Here is a 17,348-nt window from a genome sequence, read left to right as displayed (position 1 = left end):
CTGCTCTTTTTCTAGCTCCTCTGCTTGTTGCTTGCGATTCGATCAGGAACGACGGGTCGAATCGGATACTAGGCGCCCGATTCTTGTTGGTCTATTGAGTGTTTTCTGGTGACTATTGCCATTCGACGCAATAGTTCCTATCGCACCGCGGCAAGCAAAGGCGCCCGGACCTAACCCGAACAGATGACGGGCGCGTCGCGGGTGGGGGGATTTCGGCGTGGGGAGGGGCAGGAACGGCAAGCGGGGCCGCTTGCTGAAACGAACACGAGCGCGAGGCAGCGCATGTGCACTGCAACAGAGCGGTCGCGACGCGGAGGGTGGACGGACGCGCGGCGGCGATTACGCCGCCGCATTACGGACGTGGAAGGGCAGGACAGATGTGCGAGGCCACCTGCCCCGGCGCGTCGGACGGGGCGGTTTCCTGCCAAGGTCAACCGGCAGTTGCGATTGCCGCAACTCCGGTCTCGGGTTATCCCGAAGCGACGCAGGTATATCCCGCGTCGCCTGCCCTCATCCGGCGACGCTGTCGAAGGCCTTGCCGTCGCGCACCTTCGCGTACATCAGCGCCACCAGCGCGACGACCGCCGCGGCGACGAGGTACCACGCCGGGGCGAAGACGTTGCCGGTCTGCTTGATCAGCCACGTGCACATGAAGGGCGCCGTGCCGCCGAAGATCGTGTTGGCGAGGTTGAAGCTGAAGGCGAAGCCGCTGTAGCGGATGCGCGTCGGGAACATCTCGGCGAGGAAGCAAGCGAGCGTGCCGTCGTTCATCGCGAGCAGCGCACCGAAGGCGATCTGCACCGCGACCAGCGTCATGAACTCGGCGCCGGGCAGCAGCTTGAAGAGCGGCACGCTGGCGCCGATGAAGCACAGCGACGCAACGACGAGCATCGCCTTGCGGCCGATGCGGTCCGACAGCGAGCCCATCGCGAAGATGAAGCCGATGTAGGTCACGAGCGAGATCGTCGCAGCGAAGAAGGAGCTCGACTCCGACAGGCCCTGCTCGGTGCTCAGGTAGGTCGGCATGTAGGACAGCAGCACATAGAAGCCGACCGCGTTCAGACACGAGACACCGAGCGAGACCAGCACCGCGCGGCGATGAGGGCCGAGCAGCTGGCTGATCGGCGCGGCCTCGTGCGCGTGCTGGGTCTTCGATTCCATCTTGCGGAATGCGGGCGTGTCTTCGAGGTTGTTCCGGATGTAACGTCCAATCAGGCCGAAGGGGGCCGCGAGCAGGAAGGGCAGACGCCAGCCCCAGTCGTGCAACTGCTCGGTCGTGAGCCACGAGTGCATGCCGGTGACCAGCAGCGAGCCGAACAGCAGGCCCGCGGCGGTGCTCGCCGGCACGAGGCTCGTATAGAAGCCGCGGTGCTTGGGCGGCGCATATTCGGCGATGAAGGCCGATGCGCCGGCATATTCGCCCGATGCGGAAAAGCCCTGCACCATTCGCACGGCGAGCAGCAGCACCGGCGCCCAGACGCCGACGGTGTCGTAGCCGGGCAGGAAGGCGATTGCGACGGTCGACGCCGACATGATCAGGATCGATAGCGACAGCGCCTCGCGCCGTCCGACCCGGTCGCCGATGTGTCCCCAGATGATGCCGCCGATGGGGCGGATGAAGAACGAGATCGCGAAGACCGCGAAGGTCGACATCAGCGCGGTCGTCTTGTCCTCGGACGGAAAGAAAACCGATGCGATGATCGTCGCGAGGTAACCGTAGGCGGCATAGTCGAACCATTCGACGAAATTGCCGATGAAGCTGCCGGCGGCTGCGCGCCGCAGCACACGCTGCTCGTCCGGGGCGCTGTAGTAGTCGTCCGCGCGCAGCGCGGCCTCTTGGGTGCTCATGGTGCATCCTCCTTTGTGACCGGCGCGCCGCATCTCGCTGCTCGTCGATCGAACTGCATTCATCCCGAAACGGGTTCATCCAAAAACGCTCCGCAGGGGCGAACGCCGGCCTGCCCTCTCACGGGCATGCGTTCGGCCGCGGCGGGCGGCGACGCTAGGGTTCGGCTGGATGAAGTGGTTTGCGCATGAACTGTCTCCTTTATCGTTTTGATGCCCCGTGAAGGGGTTTGCCGCGCGGCTCTCGACCGCGCGGCGAAGCGCGGGTCAGCGCTTGATGATGTTGTGCTCCGGCCCGTACTTGAAGCCGGTGATGTTGTCGGCGCCGTCCTCGGTTACGACCAGGATGTCGTGCTCGCGATAACCGCCCGCGCCCGGCATGCCTTCGGGCAGCATGATCATCGGCTCGATCGATACGACCATGTTCGGCTCGAGCACCGTCTCGATGTCCTCGCGGAATTCGAGCCCGGCTTCGCGGCCGTAGTAGTGCGACAGCACGCCGAAGGAGTGGCCATAACCGAAGGTGCGGTACTGCAGCAGGCCGTGCTCGGCGAAGATCTCGTTGAGTTGGGCCGCGATGTCGCAGCAGCGCACGCCCGGCTTCACGAGCTTGAGGCCGGCTTCGTGCACCTTGACGTTGACCTCCCACAGCTTGAGCGAAGCGTCGTCGCAGTGGTCGAAGAACATCGTGCGCTCGAGCGCGGTGTAGTAGCCCGAGATCATCGAGAAGCAGTTCAGCGACAGGATGTCGCCCTTCTGCACGCGGCGGGTCGTGACCGGGTTGTGCGCGCCGTCGGTGTTGATGCCGGACTGGAACCACGTCCAGGTGTCCATCAGCTCCGAATCCGGGAAGCGCTTCGCGATCTCGCGGATCATCGCCTGCGTCGAAGCGAGCGCCACTTCGTGCTCGGGCGCCCCCTCATGCACCGCCGCTGCGAGCGCCGCGCCACCGACGTCGCAGACCTGGGCGCCGTGCTTGATCAGCGCGATCTCCTCGTCGGACTTGATCATCCGCAGGCGCATCGTCGGCGCGCCGATGTCGGTCAGTGCGACGGCCGGCAGCGCGGCCTTGAGTTTTTCGAGGCGCTCGACGGGGATGTGGTCGTATTCGACGCCGACGCGGCCCTTGTTGGCGATCTCCTGCTGAATCGCGCGGAAGTAGTTGTCGCGGCGCCAGTCGGTGTAGACGATGTTGTAGTCGCCGACGGTGCGGCGCCACGGCTGGCCACCGTCGATATTGGCGCTGATCGACACGACCTTTTCCTGCGTCACGACGAGGCCGTAGGGGCGGCCGAAGGAGCAATACAGGAAGTCGCTGTAGTAGTTGATGTTGTGCATCGACGTGAAGAGCACGGCGTCGATGTCGTTGGCCGCCATGTAGTGGCGCAGCTTCGCTTGGCGGTTGCGGTATTCCTGCTCGGAGAAGGTGTGCTTCACCTTCTCGCCGTTCTCGATGCGCAGCAGATCCTTCATCTCGCTGATGGACTGGATGCCGGTGACGAGATTCGTCATGTCTTCGCTCCTTGATGTCGGTGGGTTCTGGTCTTCACAGTTGCCGTCTCGCAAGGGGCTTGCGGCGACAACCTGGAACCCATGGTAGATAAGCCGACCATCCCCCGATTTCTGCCCCCCGACAGCCAATTTCGTGAAAACGACTTTCTTCGTGGGGCCACGATTGCCCTGCGGATCGGCAAAAAAAAACCCTCCGGCGAGGGTGCCGGAGGGGTGCGCGGCCAAGCTGGCCGAGAGGGAGATCGTTGGGCGCAGCGGACGGCTTCAGTCGGCGAGGCCCCGCATGCGTGCATTGCGCCGGCGCAGGAATTCGAGCGTCAGCAGCATCGCGACCGAGATCACGATCAGCACGGTCGCGACCGCGAGGATCGTCGGGCTCAGCTGCTCGCGCACGCCGGACCACATCTGGCGCGGCACGGTGCGCTGCTCGACGCCGCCGAGGAAGAGCACCGTGACGACCTCGTCGAAGGAGGTCGCGAACGCGAACAGCGCCCCCGAGAGGATGCCCGGCCACACGAGCGGGACCGTGACCGTGCGGAAGGCATACAGCGGGGACGCGCCGAGGTTGCGTGCGGCCCGCGTCAGCGACTGGTCGAAACCGACCATCGTCGCGGTCACCGTGATCACGACGAAGGGCGTGCCGAGCGCCGCGTGCGACAGGATGATCGCGGTGAGGCTGTTGGCGATACCGACGCTCGAATAGAAGAAGTACGAGCCCACGGCTGTGATGATGATCGGCACGATCATCGGCGACACGAGGATCGCCGTGATCAGACCCTTGCCCGGCAGGTCCTTGCGCATCAGCCCGATCGCCGCGAGCGTGCCCAGCGAGGTCGAGATCGCAGTCGATGCGACGGCGACGACGATGCTGTTGCGGATCGCCTGCAGCCAGATCGTGTCCTGCCAGATCGCCTCGAACCAGCGCAGGCTGAAGCCGGGGATCGGATAGGTGAAATAGGGCTGCGAATTGAACGCGAGCGGCACGATCACGAGGATGGGCGCCATCAAGAACAGCAGCACCAGGCCGCAGAAACTGCGGTAGCCATAGAACCACGCGCGTCCGCCGAGCCCGACATAGGGAGGGAATTGGGTCATCGCTTCACCCCAGCTTGACGTTGGTGACACCGACGAGTCGGTCATACACGGCATACAGCGCGAGCACGCCGGCGAGCAGTACGCCGCCGAGCGCGGACGCGAGGCCCCAGTTGAGCGAGCGCCCGATGTGGTCGGCGATGAAGTAGCTGATCATCTGGTCCGCGGGTCCGCCGACCAGCGCCGGCGTGATGTAGTAGCCGAGCGAGAGGATGAACACGAGCAATGCTCCCGCGCTGACGCCCGGCATCGTCTGCGGCACATAGATCTTGAAGAAGGCGGTGACCGGGCCGGCGCCAAGCGAGCGCGCCGCGCGCACGAGACTCGGCGGCACCTGCTTCATGACGCTGTAGATCGGCAGGATCATGAAGGGCAGCAGGATGTGGGTCATCGCGGTGACCACGCCGACGCGGTTGAAGATCAGCTGCACGCGCTCATCGATCAGGCCCAGCGCGAGCAGCAGGTCATTGAAGAGCCCTTCACGCTGCAGGATCACGATCCACGCGGTCGTGCGCACGAGGAGCGAGGTCCAGAACGGCAGCAGCACGCAGATCATCAGCAGGTTGCCGGTCTTCGGCGGGAGCGTCGCCAGCAGGTAGGCGACGGGGTAGCCCGTGAGCAGCGTGAAGAGCGTCACCAGCGCGCCCACCCACAAGGTGCGCAGCATCGCATCGACATAGAGACGCTGGTCCTCGGGTTGGGCGACGATCTCGTCGTCGGCATTGCGGCGCAGGTCGAGCGCGGCGAGGTAGTAGCCGGCGGTGAACGGCTCCCCGGCCTGGCGGAACACGCTCCAGGTCTCGCGCTGGCCCCACGCGGGATCGAGCGCGAGCAGGCGCTCCTTCCACGGGCCGGTGTCGCCACCCTTGATGCGGCGGGCCGTGCCCATCAGCAGGCTGCGCATGCCGCCGCTCTCATAGTTGAGGCGCGTGGCGACCTTGCTGAGTTCGCCGGTGCGACGGCTGTCCTGGATTTCTGCGGCAAAGGCGGCGAACACCGCCTCAGGCGGCGAAGGCTCGTCGGCATTCCACGTCGCGAGCGCCTCCAGGGTGTGCGGGAACTGCGTCGCGATGACGGGGTTCTGGACACTGTTCACCAGCATCAGTCCGATCGGAACGACGAAGGCGAGGAGGATGAACGCGAGCAGCGGCGCGACGGCGGCATAGGCGCGCACGCGCCCCATCCGCTCGGCACGGCGCAGCCGCGATTTGAGCGATCGGCGCCCGGCGGCGCTGATCGGTTCGGCTTCGAGAAGGGTGGCAGTCATGGCTCGGACTCTGTGCGGGGTGGCGGCGGCCGGCCGGCGCCGCAGGGGGCACGGCCGGCCGCCGGAGGGAACGCGGACTTACTTCGCGAGCCAGGCGGCGAACTTCTGGTTGATCTCGTCGGCGTGGTCCGCCCACCATTCCGCGTTGCTCACGAGCACACGGCCGGAATGGCCGGCATTGGGCAGCCACGAGCGCACCGAGCCATCGACGAGCGGCAGCGACGAACGCCGTCCCGGCGCATAGGCGACGTACTTCGCCTGCTCGGCGAGCGGCTTCGTGCCGGTCGCGAACTTCAGGAACTCCTTCGCCGCCGCGAGGTTCTTCGAGCCTTTCACGATCGCGAACTGGTCCGAGACCTGGATCTGGCCGTCCCACACCGGCACGAAGCTCTGCTTCTCATTGCGGACGGCGTTGAAGATGCGGCCGTGGTAGGCCGAGGTCATCACCACTTCGCCATCCGCGAGGAGTTGCGGCGCCTGCGCACCCGCCTGCCACCACACGATGCTGCCCTTGATCGAATCGAGCTTGCGGAAGGCGCGCTGCAAGCCTTCCTGCGTGCCGAGCACCGCGTACACCTGCTCAGGCGCGACGCCGTCGGCCATCAGCGCCCATTCCAGGTTCACGTTCGGCTCCTTCTTCAGGCCGCGCTTGCCGGGAAATTTTTTCAGGTCGAAGAAGTCCGCAAGCGTCGTTGGTACCTCGCCCTTGAAGCGTTTGGAGTCGAAGGCAACGATGTTCGACCAGCTGATGTTGCGCACCGCGCAGTCCATGATGGCGCCGCTGAAGAAGTCCTCAGTCGCCGCCTTTCCGTCGGCGCCCTTCGGCAGCGCAGCCGGGTCGACGCGCTCGAACAGCCCCTCGTCGCAGCCACGGATCGCCTCGGCGGTCTCGACGTCGACGACATCCCACTTCACGTTGCCGGTGCGCACCTGCGCGCGGATCTCCGCGAGCCCGCCGTTATAGTCCTCCGACAGCACATTCACGCCGCTCGCGGCCACAAAGGGCTTGTGCATCGCCTCGATCTGGCTCTTACCGTAAGTGCCGCCGAACGAGGTCACGGTGATCGCCGATTCCGCCGCTGCGGCGCCGGAAATCAGCGCCACAGCCAGCGCCGCCGCGAAGGTCTTCAGCGGCAGGCCGCCGTGCTGGGTCATGCATTTGATCATCTTCGTTTTCATGGATGTCTCCTACCCCTTGTTATGGTGTTACCGGCTGCGCCCGCCCTGCTCGCGCGAGTCATCGGCGGACGCGCCTTCGATGGCTGCGTCGCGCGGATCCTCCTGTTGATGAAACCTCGGGTTTTTCGGGTTCGGAAAGCCGTCAGGCGTGGGACGAATCGAGCGCCCGGCAGTCCGCCGCGTGCCAGCCGACACGTACGCGGTGGCCCGGTGCGAGCCGCCCGTGGCGGGAGCTGTTGGGCATCTTGGCTATCAGCGTGTGGCGACCGCCGAGATCGAGCCCGACGCGCAGGTGGTCGCCGAGATAGACGAGGTCGCGCACCGTGGCATCGAAGGCGTTGGGCACCGAGCCGTCGGGCGGGTCGATCTGCACGCGCTCCGGTCGCAACGACAGCATTGTCGGCGCACCGGTCTGCAGCGGCGCCACGCGCGCCGCACGCACGGAGCCGCAGCCCTGCATCTCGACCACGCACTCGTCGCCGTCGAGCCGCAGCACGTCGCCGGATATGCGGTTGTTCTCGCCGATGAAGCGGGCGACAAAGGAATTGGCCGGGGCTTCGTACAGGCGCTCGGGCGTGTCGAGCTGCTGGATCACGCCCTCATTAAACACTGCGATGCGGTCGGACATCGTCAGCGCCTCGGACTGGTCGTGCGTGACATAGACGATGGTCACACCGAGGCGGTCGTGGATCGCCTTGACCTCGTACTGCATCTGCTCGCGCAATTGCTTGTCGAGCGCCGACAGCGGCTCATCCATCAGCACCAGCTTGGGCTCGAACACCAGCGCCCGTGCGACCGCCACACGCTGCGCCTGGCCGCCTGACATCTGTCCCGGACGCCGCGACGCGAAGCCGCCCAGCCCGACCATCTCGAGGGCGCGCTTGACCTTGGCATCGATCTCGCTGGCCGGCGTCTTCCTCACCTTCAAGGGAAAGGCGAGGTTCTCGGCGACCGTCATGTGCGGGAACAGGGCATAGTTCTGGAACACCATGCCGATGTTGCGCTTCTCTGGAGCGAGGGAGTTGATCGGGCGCCCGTCGAGGTAGATCTCGCCGTGGGTCGCGGTCTCGAAGCCCGCCAGCATCATCAGGGAAGTCGTCTTGCCCGAACCCGAGGGCCCGAGCATCGTCAGGAATTCGCCCTTCGCGATGTCGAGGTTCAGGTTCTTGACGACCAGGTTTTCGCCATCGTACGTCTTCTGGACGTTCTTGAAACGCACGTACGGCGCATCGTCTGCGGACGCGCCCAGGGCGCTCCGCCGGTTTGCAGCTTCCATCGGTGTCTCCTGCCGTTGCACTGCACTCGGTACGGACAGGCGCCATTCGTCCGATGGCTTCACCTGCCTGCAAGCGCATCCTATGGGGCCGGAGAGGCGCCCACATTTCGGAAAACGACAGATTTTTTCGTGAAACCGATGTCGCGTTTCGACAAGTCAGATCGGCTTCACGGCCGACTTGTCCTCGGATGTCTGACGCCGCCGCTCCGCGCTCGGTGAGATCCCGAAACCGGCGTGATAGCGGTGCGAGAAGTGCGCGAACGAGACGAAGCCGCAGGCCATCACGATGTCCGCGATCGGCCGATTGGTGCGGGTCAGCAGCTGGCGCGCGCGTTCGAGGCGAATCTGCAGGTAATACTGGCGCGGCGTGCAGTTGAGCGTGTCGCGGAAGAGCCTTTCGAGTTGGCGCCCCGAGAACTGCATGTGCTCGGCGAGCTCCTCCATCGACAGCGGCTCTTCGATGTTGCACTCCATCAGCTTGATCGCCTCGACGAGCTTCGGGTGCGAAGCTGCCGAAACGTCGCGCAGCGAGGTCTTCTGTCGTTCGTCGGGGCCGCGCAGTTCATAGATCAGGAGCTCCGCGACCGCCGACGAGGTCTTGCGCCCGCCGCCCCCGAGCCCGATCAGGTGGATCATCATCTCGACCGGCGCGATGCCGCCGCTGCAGGAGCAGCGATTGCGGTCGACCTCGTAGAGCTTGTTCGACACCACGAGGCGCGGAAAACGGTCGAGCAGCGCGTCCATGTCTTCCCAGTGGATCGTGCTGCGATAGCCGTCGAGCAGACCGGCGCAGGCAAGGAAGTAGCTTCCCGTATCGACGCCGCCGAGCGGCACGCCTTTCGCCGCCAGATTGCGCAGCCACTGGATGATCGGCTCGTTGCCCGTGGTCGGAATCGGATTCGGGCCCACCACGAAAACGCCGTCGAGATCCGTCGCAGCGCTCGCGGCCATGTCCGGCTGCACGCAGATGCCCGCGCTGGAGCGCACCGGCTGTCCATCCATCGTCAAGGTGACGAACTGGTACAGCGTGCGCCGCGCGACCATATTCGCCAGCCGTAGCGGATCGACCGCCCCGCCGAAGCCGATCAGCGTGAAATCGGGCACGAGTAGAAACCCGAAGCGGATCGGTGCGTCGCCGCCTCGCCCGGACCAATGCCGGGAGCTTTCGTCAGGAAGAATTTTGGCCATCGTCGAGTCGCAGCAAGCAGTTCCGGATCACGGGGAGCGATACGAGCGGCGCCGGACACGGGCCGGCGCCCCTGCGTCTATGGTAGTACGACGGAACGCGAACCGTTGAGCAATACGATCGAGGCTCTCCTCCATGTTGCCCCCCGAAAGTACGCGAGCGGGTCGGAGGAAACTTGTCTGCACACGACGGCGAACGGCACGTTTTCCACGGCCGCCCGCCAGCGTCGCTAACCTACAAGGTCACGGTAAGGGTGTTCGGCCAGCCTTCGCTCCACGCGCGTGAAAGATGAAGCCGATGCTGTTCATCAGCAATTGCGCGGCGAGGATCGAGGTCGTGCCGGTCGGATCGTAGGCCGGAGCGACCTCGACGAGGTCCATGCCGACGATGTTGCCCCGGCTGCGTTTGGCGAGCGCCTGGATGATCTCGAGCACTTCGTAATACAGGAAGCCGCCGTGGCTCGGGGTACCGGTGCCGGGCGCGATCGACGGGTCGAAGCCGTCGATGTCGATCGTGATGTAGTAGGACACGCCCTGCGGAATCTTCGCGAGCACGCCCTCCGTGCCCAACCGGCGCACGTCGCGCACCGACAGGATCTGCGAACCGGCTTCGCGCGCGGCCATGTAGTCGGCACGGTTCGACGACGAGACGTTGCGGATGCCGATCTGCGTCATGCCGACGATGTGGTCCATCTCGGAGGCGCGGCGCAGTGGGTTGCCGTGGCCGTAGCGCACGCCGTGGCGCTCGTCGACAAAGTCCAGATGGGCATCGACGTGCAGGATATGGATCGGCCCGCGGCCTTCGAAGGCCTTGATCACTGGCGCATGGATCGAGTGATCGCCGCCGAGCACGAGCGGCATCGCGCCCTTCTCGAGGAGCTTGCGCACCGCGAACTCGATGTTGGCGTTGCTCCTCGCCATGTCGGTATGGACGATGTCCGCGTCGCCGACGTCGACGATGCGCACCTCGTCCTGCGTCAGGTACATCACGTCGTCCTCGAAGTCGTACGCACCCGAATGGCCGAACGAGAACAGCGTCGAAGCCTCGCGGATGCCGCGCGGCCCGAAACGGGCACCCGAGCGCCATTGGGTGCCCATGTCGTTCGGGGCGCCGAGCACCGCGACATCGGCATCGAGGCTTTCCCAATCGAGGCATGGCGGCGACTTCGCGAAGGTGCAGTGGCCGACGAAGGGAAGGTTTAGACGGCCGGATTCGTATGCGTTGTTGGACATGTTCGGTCTCCTGTCGAAGCTGGGGGTCAGAAGTTGTATTTCAGACCGAGCACGATCGTGCCGCGGCCGAGGTTGCGCGAGTCGCCGGTCATCCCGGCACCCGGGTTGTAGAAATCGCGGTGCGCGTTGGTCGTCATCAGCGCGATGCTCGGCACGAGGCCGTTGAAGTCCTTCGAAAGCGTCAGCGCGACGTCCGCGTAGCTCGCATCGCTGGAGAACGGTCCGCTGATGTACTGGTAGCCGACGTGCGGCACCAGCGTGAAGCCGTCGCCGACATCGAGCGTCGCGCTGAGCTCGGCGTACCAGCTCTTGCCGCTGTCGGGAATCGCGAGGAAGTTCTTGCTGACCGTACGGCTGAACTTCAGCTTCGCGACGCTGTAGGTGAGGCCCGCGTAAAGCTCGGTGGTATCGGCAGTGGGATGCAGGTTGTTGTCCGGAAAGAGGTAGCGCAGAAAGCCGACGTCGTAGCCGATGCCGTCGACGAGCTCCCCGGCATAGCCGCCATATAGGTCGAGTTCGTAGTCGGCATTGCCGCCGGGGATGTCCTTGATCCATTGCGTCGTCGACGCGAAGGCGCCCAGGTAGAGGCCGCCGTCCGTATAGTCCGCGCCGGCCTGTAGCGCGGGATTGAAGCGGGATTGCGACAGACCGCGGGCGCGATACTCGCTGACGCCGGCAACGTTCAGGATCAGGTCGGCATGCGCCTGGCCGGCAGCCAGCATGGCGCTAAAGCCCAATACGCGGGCAAGGGTGCGGAGCTTCATGTGTGAGTTCCTCGGAATTCGGGGCGTAGAGGTCCCCGGAGGCGGCGCGCAGGCCACCTCCGCGGGTACGGCAAGGGGTGTCAGGAGATGCGGATCAGACCGCGACGCGGCGCATCGGACTTCGGCTGCGCTGCTTCCTCTCCCAGTCTTCGACGAAGCCCACCGGCGCGTCGTCCGACGCGAGCATCTGCCCGCCGCGCACGATGTCCGCGGCACGCTCGGCGACCATTATGGTCGGCGCGTTGAGGTTGCCGTTCGGCTCGGTCGGGAACACCGACGAGTCGATCACCCGCAGGCCCTCCACGCCGCGCACGCGCAATTGGGAATCGACGACCGCCATCTCGTCCTCGCCCATGCGGCAGGTGCCGCAGGGATGCATCGTCGACTCCATGTTCTCGCGCACGAAGGCATCGATCTCGTCGTCGGTGCGCACGTCCGGCCCCGGCGCGAGTTCCTCGCCGCGGTAGCGATCCATCGCCGGCTGGCCGACGATCTCGCGCGTCAGTCGCACGCAACGGCGGAAGCCTTCGCGGTCGGCCTCGTGTTCCAGGTAATTGAAGCGGATCTCCGGATGCACGTGCGGATCGGCTGACGTGAGATGGACATAGCCGCGACTCTTGGGCTTGTTCGGCCCGGTCAGCACCATGAAACCATGCCCCTTGATCGGCTTGTGCCCGTCGTAGCGCATCGCCGCCGGCAGGAAGTGGAACTGGATGTCCGGCCAGCGCAGCCCCGGCGCCGAGCGGATGAAGCCGCCCGCCTCGAAGTGATTGCTGGCACCCAGTCCGTCGCGGAACATCAACCAACGCGCACCGATGGCCGCCTTGCCCATGAGCCCCATCTTGCTGTTGAGCGTGACGGGCTCCTTGCACGCCCACTGGATATAGATCTCGCTGTGGTCCTGCAGATTGGCGCCGACGCCCGGCAACTCATGACGCACCGCGACGCCGGCCCGCTGCAGCACCTCGCCGGGGCCGATGCCGGAGCGTTGCAGCAGGTGCGGCGAACCGATCGGGCCGGCCGAGACCAGGACCTCGCGCCGAACCCGCACGGTCTGCACGCTGCCGTCGACCTCGTAACGCACGCCAACCGCGCGCTTGCCTTCCATCAGGATCTCGCGCGTCATCGCATGCGTCACGACCTTCAGGTTGGGGCGGTTCATCGCCGGACGCAGGTAGGCGTTCGCCGTCGACCAGCGCACGCCGTCCTTGACGGTCATGTGCATCGCGCCGAAGCCTTCCTGCATGTAGCCGTTGCAGTCCTCGGTCTTGATGTAGCCGGCTTGCGCGCCGGCCTCCACCCAGGCGCCATACAGCGGGTTCGCCATGTTGTTGCCGTTGTTGGTATGCAGCGGCCCGGAACTGCCGCGGTAGTCGTCCCCGCCGAACTTGAAGTGCTCGGCGCGCTTGAAGTACGGCAGGCAGTTGCGGTAACCCCAGCCTTCCGCCCCCAGGGATTCCCATTCATCGAAATCGCAGGCATGGCCGCGGATGTACACCAGGCCGTTGATCGACGAGGAACCGCCCAGCACCTTGCCGCGCGGACAGTGCAGGCGGCGACCCTGCAGATGCGTTTCGGGCGCAGTCTCGTAGTGCCAGTTGTAGCGGCGGGTGTTCATCGGCAGCGAGAAGGCGCTGGGCATCTGGATGATGACGCTGCGGTCGCTGCCGCCGTATTCCAGCACCAGCACGCTCACATTCGGATCCTCGGTCAGCCGGGCGGCCAGAACGCAGCCAGCCGAACCCGCGCCGACGACGACGTAGTCGAATTCATTCATGATCGTTTCCAGTAGATTGTCGTGAGGCGCGCTGCTTACCAGCCGTCACCGGTGGTAAACCAGGGCGACGTCTTCTCGATATGCCGGATCACCCGCTCTTCCCTTTCGAGATCGAGCGTCAGGCAAGCGACGTAGTACGCCACGCCGGAAACGATCAAACCCACCAGCCATGCCATGTCGACGCTGCCGATCATTCTCGCGAGCGGGCCGACATACACCTCGTCGGGACCATTGAAGATCGTGAAGAACGGGATCATCGAGACGAAGCCGATCACATAGGCGATGAGACCGCGGCTCCCCCAGTGCCCGTAGATGTTGTCGTCGGGCAGGAAGAAGTGCGGGATCGCATAACGCCCCTTGCGCACGAAGAAGTAGTCGGTGAGGTTGACCGCGGTCCAGGGCACCAGGAAATACAGCATCACCACGAGGTAGATGTTCAACACCGACAGGCCGGAGCCGGAGGTGTAGATGCTCATCGCCACCCCCAGCTGCAGGAACACCACCGCGAGCGCCGCCAATACGCGAACCTTCACGGTCGGCGTGATCTTCCTGAAGGAATCGACGCCGGTGATCGCCGTGAGCTTGGCGCTGTAGATGTTCATCGCGATCACCGGCAGGAAGGCGAGGATCGTGATGGCGACGACCACCGAGCCCAGCTGGGGAGCTACGTTCGCCCCGACGCTGTTGAGTGCCACCAGCACATCGGTCGCATGCAGATGCTCTGCCAGCCAGCCGCCCACCGCGATCATCCATGCGCCGGAAATCGACGCTCCCAGGAAGACCGCCGCAATCAGCTTGCCGCTCGGCGTGTTCTTGGGCAGGTAGCGGGAATAATCCGATACGTAGGGCGCATAGGCGATGTTGTAGCTGGCCCCCGCAGCGAATTGCGCGACGAAACCCGTCCAGTTGAACCCCAGGTCGGGCGCAGCTTCTGCGGCAGCCGGCGCATCCTGGATCCAGCCCATCAAGACGGCAACCGTGACCAGCCCGTACAGCGGCAGCGACAGGTACAAGGACCATTTGAAGGTCTTGTGCATCCAGTCGTGCCCCATGATGGCGAGGAAGGTTGCCGGCACCGTCACCGCAAGCGCCACCTGCATCGGCCCCCACTCGAACAGGGTGTTGAGCCCCTGCATCATCAACACAAGGTTCACGATGTTGAAGCCCGCGAACACGAACAGCGTCGCAAAGAGCACCAGCACCACCCCGCGATAGCCGAACTGGGCTCGCGACTGGATCATCTGCGGCAGGCCGAGATGCGGCCCCTGCGAACCATGAAACGCCATGAAGAGCGTGCCGAACATGATGCCCAGCGTGCCGGCGATCGTGGTCCATAGGGAATTGAGACCCACGCTCGGCCCGACAAAGCCGATCGTCATCGTGAAGAACGTGAAGTTGCCGACGAACCAGAACGGCCCCTGTGCGGACAGCTTGTCCGTTCTCTCGTGGTCCGGGACAAAGTCGATCGAACGGCCTTCGATCTCCAGCTTGCCCGGGTCCTGAGTCACCGTCCTTTGCGGATCTGGTTTCATTTGATGTCTCCTCTAACCTTCTTATAGTTTCGTTTTCATCTGTTTGTCAGTGCATCGTCAGATCTCAAGGCAAGGTGATCCACACCGCCTTCGTTTCGGTCAGAAAATCGAGTTGCTCGGGTCCCAGATCACGCCCGAAGCCCGACTGCTTGAAGCCTCCGAAAGGCATCGCCGGGTCGATCGTGCTATGCGCATTGACGTACACCGAGCCGGCCTTCAGACGCGGGATCAGGCGATGGACGCGGCCGAGATCGTTCGAATAGATCGCAGCGGCCAACCCATAGGGCGAATCGTTGGCTTCGGCGACTGCCGCATCGAGGTCATCGAAGGGCGCCGTCACGAGCACCGGCCCGAAGATCTCCTCACGCACGACGCGCATGTCGCTGCGGGTATGCGCGAAGATCGTCGGCTCGACGTAGCAGCCATCCTGCGGGCGTCCGCCGTAGGCGAGTTCTGCCCCCTCGGTGATCCCGGCGTCGATGTAGCTCGCGACACTGCGCTTCTGCTGCATCGAAACGAGCGGGCTGATGAAGCATTCGGGGTCCAGGCCGGGCGCCATCTTCAGCGTGCGCGTGACTTCGATGAGCTCGTGCAGGAAGGCGTCGTGGACGTCGCGCTGCACATACACGCGCGTGCCCGCGTCGCACACCTGGCCGGAATTGAAGAACACGCCGTTCGCGACCGCGCGCGCCGCCGCCTTCAGGTCGGCATCGTCGAGCACCAGCACCGGCGACTTGCCGCCGAGTTCGAGCGTCAGGCGCTTGAGGCTTCCGAGGCCGGCACGACCGACTTCCTGCCCGACCGGTGTCGAGCCGGTGAAGCTCAGCTTGTCGATGCCGGGATGCGTCGACATGGCCGCACCGATGTCGCGTCCGGTGCCGGTCACGATATTGACGACGCCCGGCGGAAACCCGGCCTCCTCGACCAACTCGGCAAACCGCAAGGTGGAGAGCGACGTGATTTCGGCCGGCTTCACGACGACCGTGCAGCCGACAGCGAGCGCCGCAGCGAGCTTCCACGCCATCGTCTGCAAGGGGAAGTTCCAGGGCACGATCGCGCCGACGACGCCGACCGGTTCCTTGCGCGTGAAGGCCACGTAGTCGCCCGGCAACGACGCGGGCTCGACGGTACGGCCATGCAGCTTGGTGGCCCAGCCGGCGAAATAGCGGAAGGTGTCGATGGTGCCCTGCACGTCGATGTCGCGTGCGCTCGTGACCGACTTGCCCATGTCCACCGACTCGATCTCCGCGAGTTCCGTCGCATTGGCCTCGATCAGGTCGGCGAGCCTGTGCAGCAGGGATTCGCGCGCCAGCGGCTTCATCGTGCGCCACGGGCCGGAATCGAAGGCTGCGCGGGCGGCGGCGACGGCACGATCCAGGTCCGCCACGGTGGCGAGCGGAATCTGGGTGATGCGGCCTTGCGTCGAGGGCTCGATCACGTCGGCGAGGGCGCCGTCGCTCGCGGCCATCCACTCGCCGTTGATGTACATCTTCTGGGTCTTGCTGAGGAATCGCTGCGCCGCGGATGAAACTTCATAGCGCCGCAGATAGGCTTCGACGATGCTGTCCATGCGTTGTCTCCGTATAGATACGCACTCTGGCGGTGCGTGAAACAGCCCGGTGTCAGGCGTGGACGGACTATATTTCCGGGCTTGTTTCGGAAAAATAGTCGCGACAAGATGTTCAAATCGGAACTTCCGATGCAATCCGCGGAGAAGTGAGATGAAGCAGCTCCACGATGTCGATCTGAAGCTGGTGAGGGTTTTTGTGGCGGTGGTCCGCCACGGCGGCTTTTCCGCCGCACAGGCGGCGCTGAACGTAAGCCAGAGCACGATCAGCGAGCAGATGACGACGCTCGAAGGGCGCCTGGGACTGACGCTATGCGAACGCGGGCGGGGAGGTTTCCGGCTGACCGAGCACGGACATGCGACCTACGAGGCGGCTCAGCGCCTATTGCTCGCCGTGGAAAGCTTCTGCATGGACACGAGCATCCTGGCGCAACGCATTTCCGGACGCCTGCAACTGGGCCTCATCGACAACACGGTCACGGACGAAGCTTCACCGCTGCCGGCCGCATTGCAGCGCTTCGTGGCGCTCGGCCACGACGTGCAGATCGACATCTACATCGGCAGTCCGGCAGAACTGGAAGCGCGCGTGCTCGACGGCCGACTGCACGTTGCCATCGGCCATTTCCCCTTGCAGGTGGCCGGGCTCGATTACTCCTTGCTTTACGACGAAGCAGACGGCCTGTTTTGCGGCAAGGACCATCCGCTCCATGCAACGCAGCAGGAGAGCGACGCACAGCAGGAATTGATCTCCACCAGTCGCGTCGTCGCTCGCGCCTTCCTGCAGGAAAGGGATCTGCGCCTGCTCAAGGCACGCGCGGCGTCGGCGACCGTCGATAACGTCGAGGCGCAGGCGATACTGATCCTGTCGGGGGCCTACATCGGTTTCCTGCCGCTGCACTACGCGCAGCGCTGGGTCGATTCGGGCCGCATGCGCCGATTGCGGCCGCAAAGCCTCGAGACGAGATGGCCGTTTACGGTGGTGACCCGCCGCGGAATGGCGATGCCGGCCCTGCTGCGGGCCTTCATCGACGGGCTGCGGTTCAGAGGAACCACAGCCCGTTAGAAGTCACGATGTGAGAGGCCGCGCGCTCGAGAGCATCCGCCAAAGGCGTTCGCCAT

13 protein-coding genes are annotated in these 17,348 nt (G+C 64.9%); 1 reads left to right on the top strand and 12 read right to left on the bottom strand.

What is annotated here, in order from left to right; genetic code table 11:
- Positions 1-510: 510 nt before the first annotated feature.
- From VJ673_RS00320 to VJ673_RS00265, 12 genes are all read right to left on the bottom strand, one after another.
- On the bottom strand, positions 511-1,848 hold the full coding sequence (locus VJ673_RS00320) for an MFS transporter (RefSeq protein WP_324124008.1): 1,338 nt from the start codon (positions 1,846-1,848) through the stop codon (positions 511-513).
- Between the two features lie 264 nt (positions 1,849-2,112).
- Positions 2,113-3,357: a M24 family metallopeptidase gene (locus tag VJ673_RS00315; protein ID WP_324124007.1), complete on the bottom strand. Its 1,245-nt coding sequence runs from the start codon at positions 3,355-3,357 to the stop codon at positions 2,113-2,115.
- Between the two features lie 264 nt (positions 3,358-3,621).
- Complete coding sequence (locus VJ673_RS00310; RefSeq protein WP_324124006.1) at positions 3,622-4,452, bottom strand: ABC transporter permease; 831 nt, start codon at positions 4,450-4,452, stop codon at positions 3,622-3,624.
- 4 nt (positions 4,453-4,456) lie between these two features.
- On the bottom strand, positions 4,457-5,716 hold the full coding sequence (locus VJ673_RS00305; protein WP_324124005.1) for an ABC transporter permease: 1,260 nt from the start codon (positions 5,714-5,716) through the stop codon (positions 4,457-4,459).
- Positions 5,717-5,794: 78 nt separating this feature from the next.
- Positions 5,795-6,895: an ABC transporter substrate-binding protein gene (locus VJ673_RS00300; RefSeq protein ID WP_324124004.1), complete on the bottom strand. Its 1,101-nt coding sequence runs from the start codon at positions 6,893-6,895 to the stop codon at positions 5,795-5,797.
- 142 nt (positions 6,896-7,037) lie between these two features.
- Entirely contained in the window at positions 7,038-8,171 is a 1,134-nt protein-coding gene (locus VJ673_RS00295) for an ABC transporter ATP-binding protein (protein WP_324124003.1), read from the bottom strand.
- A gap of 156 nt (positions 8,172-8,327) precedes the next feature.
- Positions 8,328-9,359, bottom strand: a complete 1,032-nt coding sequence (locus VJ673_RS00290; protein ID WP_324124002.1) for a GlxA family transcriptional regulator — start codon at positions 9,357-9,359, stop codon at positions 8,328-8,330.
- Between the two features lie 240 nt (positions 9,360-9,599).
- Positions 9,600-10,589 carry an agmatinase gene (gene speB / locus VJ673_RS00285; RefSeq protein ID WP_324124001.1) on the bottom strand — a complete coding sequence of 330 codons (990 nt, stop codon included), beginning with the start codon at positions 10,587-10,589 and terminating at the stop codon, positions 9,600-9,602.
- A gap of 26 nt (positions 10,590-10,615) precedes the next feature.
- Positions 10,616-11,353, bottom strand: a complete 738-nt coding sequence (locus VJ673_RS00280) for a TorF family putative porin (RefSeq protein ID WP_324124000.1) — start codon at positions 11,351-11,353, stop codon at positions 10,616-10,618.
- A 94-nt stretch (positions 11,354-11,447) separates the two neighbouring features.
- Entirely contained in the window at positions 11,448-13,130 is a 1,683-nt protein-coding gene (betA, locus tag VJ673_RS00275) for a choline dehydrogenase (protein ID WP_324123999.1), read from the bottom strand.
- A 35-nt stretch (positions 13,131-13,165) separates the two neighbouring features.
- Entirely contained in the window at positions 13,166-14,662 is a 1,497-nt protein-coding gene (locus VJ673_RS00270; RefSeq protein ID WP_324123998.1) for a purine-cytosine permease family protein, read from the bottom strand.
- Positions 14,663-14,726: 64 nt separating this feature from the next.
- Positions 14,727-16,232 (bottom strand): aldehyde dehydrogenase family protein, encoded by a 1,506-nt coding sequence (locus VJ673_RS00265; protein WP_324123997.1) that lies wholly within the window; start codon positions 16,230-16,232, stop codon positions 14,727-14,729.
- Positions 16,233-16,383: 151 nt separating this feature from the next.
- Here VJ673_RS00265 and VJ673_RS00260 point away from each other — a divergent pair, with 151 nt between their 5' ends.
- Positions 16,384-17,292 (top strand): LysR family transcriptional regulator, encoded by a 909-nt coding sequence (locus VJ673_RS00260; protein WP_324123996.1) that lies wholly within the window; start codon positions 16,384-16,386, stop codon positions 17,290-17,292.
- The last annotated feature ends 56 nt before the right edge of the window (positions 17,293-17,348 follow it).

The sequence above is a fragment of the Aromatoleum sp. genome, assembly GCF_035254505.1.
Taxonomy (GTDB): Bacteria; Pseudomonadota; Gammaproteobacteria; order Burkholderiales; family Rhodocyclaceae; genus Aromatoleum.
Note: the sequence above shows the minus strand (reverse complement) of the source record. Positions and strands in the feature narration are given on the sequence as shown.

Coding starts and splice junctions, on each gene's coding strand:
- VJ673_RS00300 (WP_324124004.1), bottom strand. CDS start 6,895: ATGAAAACGAAGATGATCAAATGCATGACCCAGCACGGCGGCCTGCCG.
- VJ673_RS00305 (WP_324124005.1), bottom strand. CDS start 5,716: ATGACTGCCACCCTTCTCGAAGCCGAACCGATCAGCGCCGCCGGGCGC.
- VJ673_RS00265 (WP_324123997.1), bottom strand. CDS start 16,232: ATGGACAGCATCGTCGAAGCCTATCTGCGGCGCTATGAAGTTTCATCC.
- VJ673_RS00280 (WP_324124000.1), bottom strand. CDS start 11,353: ATGAAGCTCCGCACCCTTGCCCGCGTATTGGGCTTTAGCGCCATGCTG.
- speB (WP_324124001.1), bottom strand. CDS start 10,589: ATGTCCAACAACGCATACGAATCCGGCCGTCTAAACCTTCCCTTCGTC.
- VJ673_RS00315 (WP_324124007.1), bottom strand. CDS start 3,357: ATGACGAATCTCGTCACCGGCATCCAGTCCATCAGCGAGATGAAGGAT.
- VJ673_RS00295 (WP_324124003.1), bottom strand. CDS start 8,171: ATGGAAGCTGCAAACCGGCGGAGCGCCCTGGGCGCGTCCGCAGACGAT.
- VJ673_RS00310 (WP_324124006.1), bottom strand. CDS start 4,452: ATGACCCAATTCCCTCCCTATGTCGGGCTCGGCGGACGCGCGTGGTTC.
- VJ673_RS00290 (WP_324124002.1), bottom strand. CDS start 9,359: ATGGCCAAAATTCTTCCTGACGAAAGCTCCCGGCATTGGTCCGGGCGA.
- betA (WP_324123999.1), bottom strand. CDS start 13,130: ATGAATGAATTCGACTACGTCGTCGTCGGCGCGGGTTCGGCTGGCTGC.
- VJ673_RS00320 (WP_324124008.1), bottom strand. CDS start 1,848: ATGAGCACCCAAGAGGCCGCGCTGCGCGCGGACGACTACTACAGCGCC.
- VJ673_RS00270 (WP_324123998.1), bottom strand. CDS start 14,662: ATGAAACCAGATCCGCAAAGGACGGTGACTCAGGACCCGGGCAAGCTG.
- VJ673_RS00260 (WP_324123996.1), top strand. CDS start 16,384: ATGAAGCAGCTCCACGATGTCGATCTGAAGCTGGTGAGGGTTTTTGTG.